The organism is Actinoplanes utahensis (assembly GCF_016862455.1).
GTDB classification, from domain to species: Bacteria; Actinomycetota; Actinomycetes; order Mycobacteriales; family Micromonosporaceae; genus Actinoplanes; species Actinoplanes utahensis.
In genome coordinates this window covers 43,920-57,156 of sequence record NZ_BOMZ01000107.1, presented here as the reverse complement: position 1 = coordinate 57,156, position 13,237 = coordinate 43,920, and the positions used below count along the sequence as shown (strand labels likewise).

Below are 13,237 nucleotides of genomic sequence, written 5' to 3'. Positions count from 1 at the left end.
CACATACGTTTCGTACCCCCCCGTTGATGTGGTTAAGGCGGCGCCCGATGGCTCTCGAGGTTCCCTACCGGTCGATCCCGGACATGCTGTTCCAGCGCGTGGCCAAGACCCCGGACGCGCAGGCGCTCGCCGGGCCGAACGCGACCGACACCGGGGCCGACTGGCTGACCTGGCGGCAGGTCGGCGAGCGGGTCAAGGCGATCGGCGCCGGCCTTCGTGAGCTGGGCATCGGCCTGGAGGACCGGGTCGCGATCCTGTCCAACACCCGGCTCGAGTGGGTCCTCGCCGACCTGGGCATCAACGTGGCGGGCGCGGCGGCCACCACGGTCTACCCGACCACCGAGCCGGAGGACACCACGTTCATCGTGTCCGACTCCGGTTCCAAGATCCTGATCGCGGAGAACGCGAAGCAGGCCCTCAAGATCGCCGGGGCGGAGACCGCGATCACCAAGGTGGTGCTGATCGACGGGCCCGCCGACGCCGGCGCCACCCCGCCCCAGATCACCCTGGCCGACCTGGAGAAGCTGGGCGCCGACGCGCTGGCCCGCAACCCCGGCCTGATCGACGACGTGATCGCCCAGCTCGGGCCGGACAACGTCGCCACCCTGATCTACACCTCCGGCACCACCGGCCGCCCCAAGGGCGTCGAGCTGCTGCACAAGGGCTGGACCTGGGAGGGCGTCGCGCAGGAGGACCTCGGCCTGTTCTCCCCCACCGACCTGCACTACCTGTGGCTGCCGATGTCGCACGCGTTCGGCAAGACGCTGCTCTGCGGCATCCTGCACGTGGGCGTCCCGACCTACGTCGACGGCCGCGTCGACCGGCTCATCGACCTGCTCGGGGTGATCAAGCCGACGCTGATGTGCGCCCCGCCGCGCATCTACGAGAAGGTCTACAACAAGACCGTCACCAGCGGCCTCTCCGGCACCGGCCTGAAGCCGAAGATCTTCAGCTGGGCCGTCGCCACCGGCAAGAAGCGGGTCGGCTACCTGCAGGCCGGCAAGCCGGTCCCGGCCGGTCTCGCGATCCAGTACTCGATCGCCGAGAAGCTGGTCTTCAGCAAGCTCCAGCAGAAGCTCGGCGGCAACATCAAGGTCCTGGTCAGCGGCTCGGCCGCGCTCAGCCGCGACATCTCCGAGTTCTTCGCCGCGGCCAACCTGCCGATCCTCGAGGGCTACGGCATGACCGAGGCCTCCGCCGCGAACTTCGTCAACCGGCGCGGCAAGCTCAAGATCGGTTCGGTCGGGCAGGCGCTCGGCGACCTCGAGGTCCGCATCGACGCCGACGGCGAGGTGCTGCTGCGCGGCGCCCCCGTCATGCGCGGTTACCACAACCTGCCCGACGCCACCGCCGAGGCGTTCACCGAGGACGGCTTCCTGCGCACCGGCGACATCGGCGAACTCGACGCCGACGGGTACCTGCGCATCACCGACCGCAAGAAAGACCTGGTCAAGACGTCAGGTGGCAAGTTCATCGCCCCGTCGGCGATCGAGGGCGCGTTCAAGGCCGTCTGCCCGTACACCTCACAGGCCATCGTCGTCGGGCAGAACCGCAACTTCGTCACCATGCTGATCGCCCTCGACGAGGAGGCCATCGTCGCCTGGGCCGCCTCCGGGCCGCTGGCCGGCAAGTCCTACGCCGAGATCGTCGCCGCCCCGGAGACGATCGCGCTGGTCGAGGGCTACATCAAGGAGCTCAACGCCAAGCTGAACCGCTGGGAGACGGTGAAGAAGTTCGCCCTCCTGCCCCGCGACCTCAGCATCGAGGCCGGCGAGGTCACCCCCTCCATGAAGATCAAGCGCCGCAGCGTCGAGTCCAACTTCGCCGCTCAGATCGACGAGATGTACGCGGGCTCCCTCGCCCAGATCTGACCCGCACTCCGACGAGGCCGGCGCACCCGCAGGGGTCCGCCGGCCTCGTCGTCTGCGGTTCGCCCAGGGCCTGCCCCGGCTCAGGTCTCTTCACACCCGATGCCGGTACGCACGAGGCCGTCCCTCGCCGGACCACGAGTCCCGCCGGCGCCACGCGACATCCGCCCCGCTCACGGCCGTAGCGCCGCCTGCCGGCTGATGCGATGGTCACCGGCTGGTCGCCCATCGGCCCCGGCACCATACGGAACGTCGTGATGATCGACGCGCTGCTGGAGCGCGGGGCCGCCGGTCACCGAACGGGCACGCCCCGCCCGGCGCCGTGGCCGAACCGGGCGCGGTCCGGATGGAGTCCTCGTCCGTACCGGAGGGATGTGGTCGGTTCAGTAGGCGCCGGTCACGCCGTAGGTGACAGTGCCGGTGTAGACGCCCGGAGGTTGCAGGTAGTCGGCCTTCATCCGGCTGATCACCTGCACGACGTCGCCGTTGACCGAGGTCGGCCGGCTGGCGGTGACCATGGCCTCGCCGGCGGGGAGGTAGCCGGCGTAGGAGCCGCTGGTCCCGGTGAACTGGCCGGCTCCCCCGACCGTGACGGTGTATCCGAACCGGTTGGCCGCCGGGGAGGCGACCGCTCCCGTGAGGCCCGTCGACGACGCCTGGGTGAGCGTGCCGGAGGTGCCGGTGACGGCGGTGCCGGCCACCGTGACCGAATAGCCGTGGGCCGCGTTCGTCTGCACGGTCACGGTGGAGGTGACGGTGTTGCCTGCGGCGGCCGACGGGTCGACGTGGAGGATCATCGAGGCGGGCGCCGTGATCCTCGCCGACGGTTCCGGCTGCACGAAGACCGGCGCCGTGTTGCCGAGGTAGATCGGGCCGGCGCGGGACTCGTCGATCGTCGCGCCGCCGGCGGTCAACGTGGTGACGGTGCTGGGGTAGAGACCGGTCGTGCCGCCGTTGGTGAACCCGCCGACGGAGAGGTAGAGGTGCCGGCCCGCCGGTATCGTCACCGCCGTGCCGAGTGTGTAGGTCACCACGCGACCGGTGGGGTTGAAACTGAGTGTGCCGGTCGCCGGCAGGTTGACCGCACTGACCGTGTAGAGCCCGGTGGTGCCGGCGATCGCGGACGGTGCCGTGAAAGTGATGCTCTTGACAGCCGTGGCGGTCCGTGACACGAATTCCCAGCCGTAGACGACACCGGTGCGGTTGATCGTGGCATCGCTGATCCAGAAGAAGGCGGCCGTGTTCTCGATGATCAGCGTCCGGACCCGCAGTTCGCCGGAGGCGGCGATGTGCAGCCACCCGGACGAGTCGAACGCCATCCGGGCGGGGGTGTACAGCCGTGAGGCGGAATCCGTGCCGGCGAGACCGTCACCCGCGTACGACGGGCTGCCCTGCCGTCCGGCGACGGTGCTGATGGCGCCGTGCTTGTCCACCCGCCGGACCACGTGGGAGCCGTCGGCGATGTACAGGTTGCCGCTGTCGTCGATCTCCAGGCCGAGCGGGTTGTCCATGTCCGACGCCGTGGCGAGGCCACCATCGGTCGAGACCGTCCACGCGGCTCCGGTGCCGGCGACCGTGGTGATGATCCCGTTGTGGATCTTGCGGACGCGACGGTTGCCGCTGTCGGCGATGTAGATGTCCCCGGAAGCGTCGACGACGACGTCCCGCGGCCCGTTCAGCCGTGCCGAGGTGGCCGGGCCACCGTCGCCGCTGAACGTCGCCGTCAACGGATCCACCGTGCCGGCGATCGTGGTGATGGTGGTACCGCTGATCATCCGGACCGCGTTGTTGCCGTGGTCGGCGAAGTAGATCTTGCCGTTCGCGACGGTGATGCCGTACGGGTAGCTGATCCGGGTGGTCGTCGCCGTCCCGGTGTCGAGGACGCCGGCGGCACCGGTGCCCGCGATCGTGCTGATCACGCCGCCGGGGGTGACCTTACGGATCCGGTGGTGCCAGGTGTCGGAGATGTAGAGCGTGCCGTCGCTGCCGGCGAACACGTCCTGCGGGTTCGACAGGTTCGCCCCGGTGGCCGGGCCGCCGTCGTTGATCCCGCTGTTCGCGGTCAGACCGGTGCCGGCCACGGTGCTGACGATCCCACCGGTGACCTTGCGGATCCGGTTGTTGCCGGAGTCGGCGATGTACATGGCGCCGGAACCGTCGAACGCGACACCGCCGGGGCGGTAGAGCTGCGCGTTGGCGGCGGGCCCGCCGTCTCCGGCGTAGGTGGGCCAGGTGTTGCCCGCCACGGTGGAGATGGTGCCACCCACCGTGAACTTGCGGATGCCCCAGTACGCGTTGGTCAGAGCCATGTCGTCGCCCTGGCTCACGTAGAACGTGCCGTCGTCGTCGCGGACCAGTCCGTACGGCTGGTCGAGGGTCGCGGCGGCGGCTGCGCCACCGTCGCCGGAGATCCCTGCCGTGCCGGTGCCCGCGACCGTGCTGATCGTGCCGCCGACCGTGAATCGCCGGACCCGGTCGTTGCCCGAGTCGGCGAAATAGATCACGTCGGACGGATCGACGACGAGGCCCCGCGGGCAGAAGATGCCGCCCCCGGCTGCGGGCGCTCCCTCGGCCGCGAGGCCGGACAGGCCCGTGCCGGTTCCGGCCACCGCGGTCATGGCGCCGCCCGCGGCGTCGAACCGCAGGATGACGTGGTTCTGGCAGTCACCGACGTAGACGTTTCCGGCGCTGTCGAAGGCGATGTCGCTGAGCCGGCCGGTGGAGATGGTGGCGAAGGTCGTGACCGTGGCGCCGGTCATCTTGAAGATGCGGGCGACTCCGGTGTTCGGGGCGGTCGGATGCTCGGTGAAGAAGATGTTGCCCGACGGGTCGACCGACACCCCTTGCGGGTTGCTCAGCATCGCTGTGGTGCCATCGCCGTAGGCGGTGAAGATCTTGGCCGTGCCGAGGTCCACCCTGCGGATGCGCTGGTTGCTCTGTGCGGCGATGTAGATGTTGCCGGCCGCGTCGGCGGCGACGTCGATCGGCTGGTTGATACCGGCGACGGTCGCCAGGCCGGTGTCCCCGAGATTGTTGGCGGCGCCCATACCGGCGTAGACCGAGGACATGCCGGTGATCAGGTCGATCTTGCGGATGGCGTTGGCCAGGTAGTCGGCCACGTAAAGATCCGAGTCGACGAGGGTCATGCCGCGGGCGGCCATCGCGAGCGAGGTCGCGGGGCCGGTCGCGACCGAGCCGGCCGAGGTGGTGAGGTCACCGGAGACCGCGGCACGGGCGGCCGTCACGGTGACGATCTGCGCCACCAGCACGACGATCACCCCGACCAGCGCGGCGCGGGCCCGGCTCAGCCGGTTCACGCCGGCCGCCACGAACGTGCAGCGTGGCGGAACCTCGTCCGCTGCCCCTCGAGCTCCCGGCGCTGAGCCGCACGGCGACGGCGCAGGTAGTACCAGTACGACAGCAGCAGCACCAGGAGAACGCAGAGGCCGATGATCGTCGGCCACGGGATGATCAGCACGGTCTGGCCGGTCGCCTCCGCCACGTGGGCGATGCCGTTGCCGTTGCCGTACAGGATCTGCGCCTTGGGCTCGGCCAGCAGGAAGAGGCCGCGTACCTCGTACTCGTAGGTCAGGTCCCGCTTCGTTCCGGCGGGGAAGAGCTGGAGCTCGGCGTTGGACTGGTAGACGCCGACGTTTTCATGGGTCAGCCGGGAGTCGATCCGGACCTGGCCACGGCCGAGCGACGCCGCCGTCCCGACGTTGCGGACCTCATAGGTGTGCTGGTAATCGGCGCCGAGGTGGAAGAAGGCGGCCCGGTCCACCTCGATCTCCATCTCGCGCTCGCTCGCGCCGGGGATCTCGACGGTGACCAGCGCGCCGATCTGGTGGTAGAGACGGATGCCGGCGTTCGGATCGGACGGTTGCGCCTCCACCACGAAGCCGAGCAGGTAGATGTCCGGAAGCGTGTTCGGCGGCACCCGCAGCGTCACCGGCACCCGCTTGTAGGCCTGGGCCGCGAGCCGCAGCGAGCTCGGGTACTCGACAGCCGACGACCACGCCGCGTCGGGCCGGCCGGTGAAGGACACCTGGCCGTTGTCACCGGGGTCGACCCCCACCGACCGGATCTCCACGGCGAGTTCCCGGGGGCCGTTGTTGGCGATGGTGAGCACGGTCCGGATCTCGTTGTTCTTGTCCGGGTAGAGCCGGTCCGATGTCGTACTGACCGCGAAGTCGGCCGATCCGGTCTTGGTCTGGGCCGGGGGCATCGGTGCGGCGAGCACGCCGGTCGGCGTCCCCAGGCCGAGAACGGCGGTCAGAACAGCGGTCAGTGCCATGAGCTTCCGCACCGGTGCCTCCCATCTTCGGTCAGTACGAGGAATCCGTCAGTACGAGGGCAGAACCGTGTAGGTGATCGACCCGGTGTACTTACCGGTCGCCTGCAGATGGTTGACGGCCGCCCGGTTGCGCAGCACGTAGGTGTCGCTGTTCGTGGCCCCGCCGTAGACCGCGATGTTCGCGGGAGCCAGATGGTCGTATCCGGCGTACCCGGTAGCGAGCTGCCCCTGTACCGCGGCGGCCCGGGAAGCGCTGGAGATGGTGTATCCGAAACTGTTGGCCGCCGGGGCCGGCACCGACGCGCCGACCGTGCCCGCCACCGCGGAGAGCACCGTGCCACCCGAGGTCGTCAGTTGCTGGTTGATCCTGGTCTGCAGGGTGTAGCCGTTGATCGCGTTGGTCTTGACAGTCAGGGAGACATCCCTGGTCTGGGTGGCCAGCGCCGTCACCGACGGGTCCATCAGCATGGTGATGCCGGTGGTGTCGCTGGTGAACGCGGTCGACCGGGGCACCACGACCGTGACCGCCGTGCTGCTGTTGCTGAAGGTCAGGGTGTTGCTGGCGGCCGAGTCGATGGTGGCGTTGCCCACGCTGTCCTGCGTGGTGACCGTGCTGGTGGCATCGCCGGGAGTGCCGCTGTTGATGAATCCGTCGATCGAGATCAGGATCGGGGTGCCCGCGGCGATGGATGCCGCCGGGAGGGCCACCGTATAGGTCACGACGTTGCCGACCAGCGCCACGCTGCCGGCCCCGATCCCGTAGAAGTCGGCCACCGAGAGAACACCGCTCGTCGTGCCGACCGGGACCGTCATGGTCACTGCGGCGAGATCGTTGGGGCTGGTGGTGGCGGTGGTGAAGGTCCACGTGTAGCGGACGTTGGCAGCGTTCGGCTGCGGCTGGGAGGTCGCCCAGCTGACGGAGGTGAGGGCTGCGGCGTGGGCGGGCGGCGCTGTCGCCAGGACCGCCCCGATCGCCAGGGCGACTACCGCGGCAACCCGCTGCCGCGTTCTGCTGCTTGACATGAAGCCTCCGAGGAGCCGATGAGGTTACGTCGCTGTCATCGGCATCCCCTGGAGCGGGTTGAGTTGTGGCCCGGTTGCGGTCAGGCGATGACGGTCGGGGTGCGCCAGGTCGGGCGGGCCGCGTGGTCGAGATCGTGGCGGACGGAGGCGAGGCGGCGGACGGCTTCGGTGAGGTCGTCGGCGGCCAGGGTGAACGGGAGGCGCACGAAGCGTTCCAGAGTGCCGTCCAGGCCGAAGCGCGGGCCGGGGGCGAGGCGCACCCCGACGTCCTCGGCGGCGCGGGAGAGGGCGCTGGAGATCGGCCCGTCGAGCTCGGCCCAGAGCGTCACACCGCCGCCGGGGATGCGGAAACGCCATTCCGGGAGCTGGTCGCGCAGGGCTTCGACGAGGGCGTCGCGGCGGAAGCGCAGCTGGGCGCGGCGGGCGGCGACGATGTCCGCCGACTGGCGCAGCAGGTGTACGGCGACGAGCTGCTCCAGGACCGGGCTGGCCATGTCGACGCCGACCCGGATGGCGGCGAGGCGCTGCACCAGCGGGGCGGACGCGCGGACCCAGCCGATGCGGAGGCCACCCCAGTACGGTTTGCTCATCCCGCCGATCGAGGTGACGCGGGAGTGCCTGTCGAAGACGGCGACCGGGGGCGGCATCGCCGGGTCGTCGAGGGGCAGGTCCACGAAAGCCTCGTCGACGATCAGCTCGGTGCCGGTGGAGTGCGCGGTGGCGACGAGACGTTCGCGCAGCTCGGCGGGCATCAGGTGGCCGGTCGGGTTGTGGAATTCGGGGATGAGATAGGCCATCCGCGGCCGGGTCTGGCGCAGCGCGCCGAGCAGCATCTCGCCGTCCCAGCCGTGGTCGATGTCGAGGCCGTGGGTGCTGATCCGGGCGCGGCGGGCGGCGAGCGCGGCGAGCGCGTTGGGATAGGTCGGCGTCTCCACCAGGACCGGTGCGCCGGCCGGGACGCTCAACCGCAGCACCAGGTCGAGGGCCTGCTGGGTGCCGCTGGTGATGAGGATCTGCTCGGCCGAGGTGGGCACACCGCGAGCCGTGTAACCGTCGGCGACGGCGGCCCGCAGCTCCGGCAGCCCGATCGGGTGGTAGCCGGAGCTGCCCAGGTAGCGGGGCAGGTCGTCGGCGGCGGCGCGGGCGGCGTGCACCAGCTCGACCGGCGCGGCCGAGGCGGCCACCCCGAGGTCGATCATGTCGAGGTCGTCGTCGGGGGCCCACAGGCCGGACGAGGCGACCCGGTGGCCGTGCGGCAGGGTGGTCCAGCTGCCGGCGCCGCGCCGGCTGGTCAGGTGGCCGGTCTCGCGGAGCGCACGGTAGGCGGCGGACACGGTGGTGCGGCTGATCGCGAGGGCTTCGGCGAGCTCCCGCTCGGCGGGCAGGCGCACGCCGAGAGCGAGCCGGCCGTCGGTGAGCAGACCGCGGACGGCGGCGGCCAGCGCGGCGTAGTCGGGGCTGCGCCGACGGCCGGGCAGGGCATGCCACCGCCCCAGCAACCGGGCCAATTGGTCTCCACGAACCGACGTCGTCATAGCCACCTCCAGAGGATTGGCACTTTAGCACCGGCCGATTGGCATGAAGAGTGGCAGCATGAACCTCTATCGCCGCGTCCCGCAACTGTTCGCCGGGCTCGTTCTCTACGGCGTCAGCATTGCCCTCATGGTCGAGTCGGGGCTCGGGCTGAACCCGTGGGACGTCTTCCACCAGGGCCTCTCCGAGGTGACCGGGATCAGCTTCGGGTGGATCGTGCTGCTCGTGGGCGTACCGGTGCTGCTGCTCTGGATCCCGCTGCGGCAGAAGCCGGGAATCGGCACGGTGGCCAATCTGCTCGTCGTGGGTTTCGCCGCGGACGCGGCGCTCGCGGTGCTTCCCGCCGGGCAGGCGATCCCGGCGCGGGTCGGCTATCTGGTCGGCGGGATCCTGCTGAACGGTTTCGCGACCGGCCTCTACATCGGCAGCCGGATGGGGCCCGGCCCGCGCGACGGCCTGATGACCGGGCTCGCGGCGCGGTTCCCGAAACTGTCGGTACGGGTCGTCCGCACCGGCATCGAGGTGACCGTGCTGGGCGCCGGATTCCTGCTCGGTGGCACGGTCGGCGTGGGGACGATCGCCTATGCGGTGTCGATCGGCCCGCTGGTGCATCTGTTCCTGCCGAAGCTGACCGTGCCGCAGCCGGTCCGCAGTGATCTTCCGGACACATTCGCTTCCCGGTGACGCCACGGCACGGCATCATTGCGGCATGGGGGCCGGTGACTGGAACTGGAACGACGCTTGGATCTTCGTCTCCGCGGTCATCGCCGAGCGCCTGGAGCGTGACCGGGCACTGCACGCGGCGCTGCCGGTGACCGGGGCGACCCTGGCCGACCTGCTGGCCGCCGCCGATTTCCTGCACCACAGCGTGCCGAGCCGGGAGGACCTGGAGGAGTCGGTGCGCCGGCTGGCCGGGGCCGGGCTGATCCTGGTGGAGGACGACATGATCGAGGTCGCCCCGGCCGGGGAGCAGCTGTGGCGGACCCGGCCGTTCAGCGGCCTGTCCTCGGCGGTGATGACCCTGCAGACGCAACTGAACCGGGCCGCCGAGCCCGGTTACACCGACTGGGATCTGGGCGAGCAGGCGTACAACGCCGCCGTCCGCGAATACAGCCTGCGGCTCGCCGACGGCCGCTGACACGACGGTGGGTGCCTTTCGGGCGCCCCGGGCGGCTGAGATCCACCCGGCATCGACGCGCTAGCGGACCGGGTTCCCGGCCGCGCGCAGGCTGTCCTTGACCTCGCCGATGGTCAGGTCGCCGAAGTGGAAGACGCTGGCCGCGAGCACCGCGTCCGCGCCCGCGTCGACCGCCGGCGCGAAGTGCTCGACCGCCCCGGCGCCGCCGCTGGCGATCACCGGGATGTCGACGACCTTGCGGACCGCCCGGATGAGGTCCAGGTCGAACCCGGCCTTGGTGCCGTCGGCGTCCATCGAGTTCAGCAGGATCTCCCCGGCGCCCAGCCCGGCCACCCGCTCGGCCCACTCGATCGCGTCGAGCCCGGCGCTGCGGCGGCCGCCGTGGGTGGTGACCTCCCAGCCGCTCGGCTGCTCCGCCGACCGCCGCACATCCAGCGACAGCACGAGGACCTGGTTGCCGAAACGCTCGGCGATCTCCTTGATCAGCTGCGGGCGGGCGATGGCCGCCGTGTTGACGCCCACCTTGTCGGCGCCGGCGCGCAGCAGCACGTCCACGTTCTCCGGGGAACGGACGCCGCCGCCCACGGTGAGCGGGATGAACACCGTCTCGGCGGTGCGCCGGACCACGTCGAGCATGGTGCCGCGGTCGTCGGAGGAGGCGGTCACGTCGAGGAAGGTCAGCTCGTCGGCGCCGGCCGCGTCGTAGGCGGCGGCCAGCTCGACCGGGTCGCCCGCGTCCCGCAGGTCGACGAAGTTGACGCCTTTCACCACCCGACCGGCGTCCACGTCCAGGCAGGGAATCACACGTACCGCGACCGTCATGCCCCCACCCTAACCAGCGGTTCGGTGGTCGCGGACCGGGCCCTGACCAGTCCCAGGAGCACGCCGCCGACGACCAGGACCCCGCCGGCGACGTCGACGGTGTGGACCGGCTCGCCGAGGATCAGGGCGGCCGAGGCGATGCCGAAGAACGGGACGAGCATGGAGAAGGGCGCGACGGTCGAGGCCCCGTACCGGCGCATCAGATGTCCCCAGCCGGCGAAGCCGGCCAATGTCGACAGCAGAGCGATGTAGAGCAGGGCCAGCACGGCCTCGGTGTCGATCGCGCGCAGCGCGGCCAGGTCGGCGGCCGGCCCGTCCACGATCAGGGTGAGGATCAGCAGCGGGCCGGTGGCGAGCGCGCTGACCCAGACCATGAATCGCAGGGTGTCCGGCGGGGACGCCTTGCGGGTGGCGATGTTGGACACGCCCCAGGCCGCGGCCGCGCCCAGCAGCAGCAGGAAGGCCGGCAGGTTCGCGGTCATCCGGGTGGCCACCAGGGCGACCCCGGCGACCGCCACGCCCAGGCCGGCCAGCTGCATCGGCCGGGGCCGCTCCCGCAGGAACAGCACCGCGAAGAGCATCGTGAAGATCGCCTGGCTCTGCAGCACCAGCGAGCTCAGCCCGGCCGGCATCCCGGCCCGCATGCCGATGAACAGCAGGCTGAACTTGACCACCCCGAGCACCAGCGCGACAGTGATCAGCCACTTCCAGGGCACCTGCGGGCGGCCCACGAAGAGCAGGGCCGGGAAGGCGGCGAGGCCGAAGCGCAGAGCGGAGAAGAGCAGCGGCGGGAAGTGCTCCAGCCCGGTGTCGATCACGACGAAGTTGACGCCCCAGACGGCCGCCACGGCGACGGCGAGGGCGAGGTCACGCGGTCTCATGCGGCCACCCTCACCCGGCGTGACAGTTAAGCACCAGCGAAATAACCTACACCGTCGATGTAGCATCGCTACATGATCGATCTGGGCCGGCTCCGGGCTCTGCACGCCGTCGCCAGTTACGGCACCGTTCTCGCCGCCGGGCAGGCGCTGCACTGCACCCCGTCCGCGATCTCCCAGCAGCTCGCCAAACTGGAGCGGGAGACCGGCGCCACCCTGGTCGAGAAGGACGGGCGGAGACTACGGCTCACCGAGGCCGGGCGGCTCCTCGCCGATCACGCCGAGCGGGTGCTGACCGGCATGGACGAAGCCGAGGCGGCGCTCGCCGCACACCGGGACACGGTGACCGGGCGGCTCACCGTGTCGGCGTTCGCGACCGCCTGCCGGGCGCTCATGCCGCACGCGCTGCACAAGCTGGCGGCCGAGCATCCGTCGCTGAGCATCGGGCTGATCGAGGTCAATCCGCACGAGGGTCTCGAGCTGCTCCGGCGCGGTCATGTCGACGTGGCGGTGCTCGACGATTGGCCGGAGGTGGCGTTGCGCTATCCCGAGGGCATCTCCCGGACTGAGCTGGGCCTTGATCACGCCGACCTGGTCGTGCCGCACGACCACCATCTGTCCGGAAAGATCGAACTCGAGCAGGCGCGCGGCGAGCGCTGGATCGGCGTCCGTGCGGGCGACGTCTGCTATGAGTACCTGATCCGCCGCCTGCCGGGCGTCGTCCCGGACTTCCAGGTCGGGGAGTTCGAGACTCAACTGACGCTGATCGCGGCGGGATTGGGAGTCGGGCTCATCCCCCGGCTTGCGCGCAGCGATCTGCCGGAAAAGGTCCGAATCGTCGAACTGAATCCGGCACCGATGCGGCGAGTGGTCATCGCCTGGCGGGACTCCTCAGCGGCCCGGCCCGCCATCCGGGCCGCCGAACAGGCGTTACGCGAGGCGTGGCGGATCAACCGAGAACGGCAAGCGCTTCTCGTACGGTGAACGCGCCCGCGTACAGCGCCTTGCCCGCGATCACGCCCTCCACCCCGATCGGCTCCAGCGTCGCCAGGGCCCGCAGGTCGTCCAGGCTCGACACGCCGCCACTGGCGATGACCGGCTTGTCGGTGGCCGCGCACACCTCACGCAGCAGGTCCAGGTTCGGGCCCTTCAGCGTGCCGTCCTTGGTGATGTCGGTGACGACGTACCGGGACGCGCCGGCCTTGTCCAGCCGCGCGAGAACCTCGTACAGGTCGCCGCCGTCCCGGGTCCAGCCCCGCGCCGACAGGGTCCGGCCGCGCACGTCCAGGCCGATCGCGACCCGGTCGCCGTACTCGCCGCAGATCCGGTCGCACCACTCCGGGTCCTCCAGGGCGGCGGTGCCGATGTTGACCCGCTGCGCGCCGGTGGCGAGGGCCCGGGTCAGCGACGCGTCGTCGCGGATGCCGCCGGACAGCTCCACCTTGACGTCGAGGCGGCGCACCACCTCGGCGAGCAGTTCGGCGTTCGAGCCCTTGCCGAACGCCGCGTCCAGGTCGACCAGGTGAATCCACTCGGCGCCGTCGTTCTGCCAGGCCAGAGCGGCCTCCAGGGGGTCGCCGTAGGCGGTCTCCGAACCGGCGGCGCCCTGGACCAGGCGGACGGCCTGACCGTCGGCGACGTCGACGGCGGGAAGGAGTTGCAGGGTCATGTCTCTCCAGAC

The 13,237-nt window shown here is 70.7% G+C and carries 11 protein-coding genes; 4 read left to right on the top strand and 7 right to left on the bottom strand.

From position 1 onward, the window contains the following. Nucleotides 1–47: 47 nt before the first annotated feature. Nucleotides 48–1,871 (top strand): AMP-dependent synthetase/ligase, encoded by a 1,824-nt coding sequence (locus Aut01nite_RS37855; RefSeq protein WP_043523793.1) that lies wholly within the window; start codon nt 48–50, stop codon nt 1,869–1,871. Nucleotides 1,872–2,251: 380 nt separating this feature from the next. On the opposite strand, the gene Aut01nite_RS37850 is transcribed toward Aut01nite_RS37855, so the two are convergent. From Aut01nite_RS37850 to yczR, 4 genes are all read right to left on the bottom strand, one after another. Next, the gene (locus tag Aut01nite_RS37850; protein ID WP_052163444.1) at nt 2,252–5,197 is read right to left on the bottom strand and encodes an NHL domain-containing protein; all 2,946 of its coding nucleotides are present in this window, start codon (nt 5,195–5,197) and stop codon (nt 2,252–2,254) included. After that, nucleotides 5,182–6,174 carry a COG1470 family protein gene (locus Aut01nite_RS37845; RefSeq protein WP_043523794.1) on the bottom strand — a complete coding sequence of 331 codons (993 nt, stop codon included), beginning with the start codon at nt 6,172–6,174 and terminating at the stop codon, nt 5,182–5,184. Before Aut01nite_RS37845 ends, Aut01nite_RS37850 begins: the two co-directional genes overlap by 16 nt. A gap of 36 nt (nt 6,175–6,210) precedes the next feature. Then, complete coding sequence (locus Aut01nite_RS37840; RefSeq protein ID WP_043523795.1) at nt 6,211–7,185, bottom strand: hypothetical protein; 975 nt, start codon at nt 7,183–7,185, stop codon at nt 6,211–6,213. 80 nt (nt 7,186–7,265) lie between these two features. Next, entirely contained in the window at nt 7,266–8,720 is a 1,455-nt protein-coding gene (gene yczR / locus Aut01nite_RS37835; protein ID WP_043523796.1) for a MocR-like transcription factor YczR, read from the bottom strand. A gap of 58 nt (nt 8,721–8,778) precedes the next feature. Here yczR and yczE point away from each other — a divergent pair, with 58 nt between their 5' ends. Together yczE and Aut01nite_RS37825 are read left to right on the top strand one after the other, a co-directional pair. Further along, nucleotides 8,779–9,402, top strand: a complete 624-nt coding sequence (yczE, locus tag Aut01nite_RS37830) for a membrane protein YczE (RefSeq protein WP_236642609.1) — start codon at nt 8,779–8,781, stop codon at nt 9,400–9,402. A 25-nt stretch (nt 9,403–9,427) separates the two neighbouring features. Beyond that, nucleotides 9,428–9,856, top strand: coding sequence for a hypothetical protein (locus tag Aut01nite_RS37825; RefSeq protein WP_043523797.1), 429 nt, complete (start codon nt 9,428–9,430; stop codon nt 9,854–9,856). A gap of 60 nt (nt 9,857–9,916) precedes the next feature. Here Aut01nite_RS37825 and hisF read toward each other — a convergent pair whose 3' ends face one another. Both hisF and Aut01nite_RS37815 read right to left on the bottom strand, forming a co-directional pair. Next, a complete protein-coding gene (hisF, locus tag Aut01nite_RS37820; RefSeq protein ID WP_043523798.1) occupies nt 9,917–10,678 on the bottom strand; it encodes an imidazole glycerol phosphate synthase subunit HisF in 762 nt (253 codons plus the stop codon). Continuing rightward, a complete protein-coding gene (locus Aut01nite_RS37815; protein WP_052163446.1) occupies nt 10,675–11,559 on the bottom strand; it encodes an EamA family transporter in 885 nt (294 codons plus the stop codon). The genes hisF and Aut01nite_RS37815 overlap by 4 nt, the downstream gene beginning before the upstream one ends. Nucleotides 11,560–11,631: 72 nt before the next feature. On the opposite strand from Aut01nite_RS37815, the gene Aut01nite_RS37810 reads away from it, so the two are divergent. Continuing rightward, nucleotides 11,632–12,540, top strand: coding sequence for a LysR family transcriptional regulator (locus Aut01nite_RS37810; protein ID WP_043523799.1), 909 nt, complete (start codon nt 11,632–11,634; stop codon nt 12,538–12,540). On the opposite strand, the gene priA is transcribed toward Aut01nite_RS37810, so the two are convergent. Then, nucleotides 12,506–13,225 carry a bifunctional 1-(5-phosphoribosyl)-5-((5-phosphoribosylamino)methylideneamino)imidazole-4-carboxamide isomerase/phosphoribosylanthranilate isomerase PriA gene (gene priA / locus Aut01nite_RS37805; RefSeq protein ID WP_043523800.1) on the bottom strand — a complete coding sequence of 240 codons (720 nt, stop codon included), beginning with the start codon at nt 13,223–13,225 and terminating at the stop codon, nt 12,506–12,508. The genes Aut01nite_RS37810 and priA overlap by 35 nt on opposite strands. Nucleotides 13,226–13,237 lie beyond the last annotated feature (12 nt).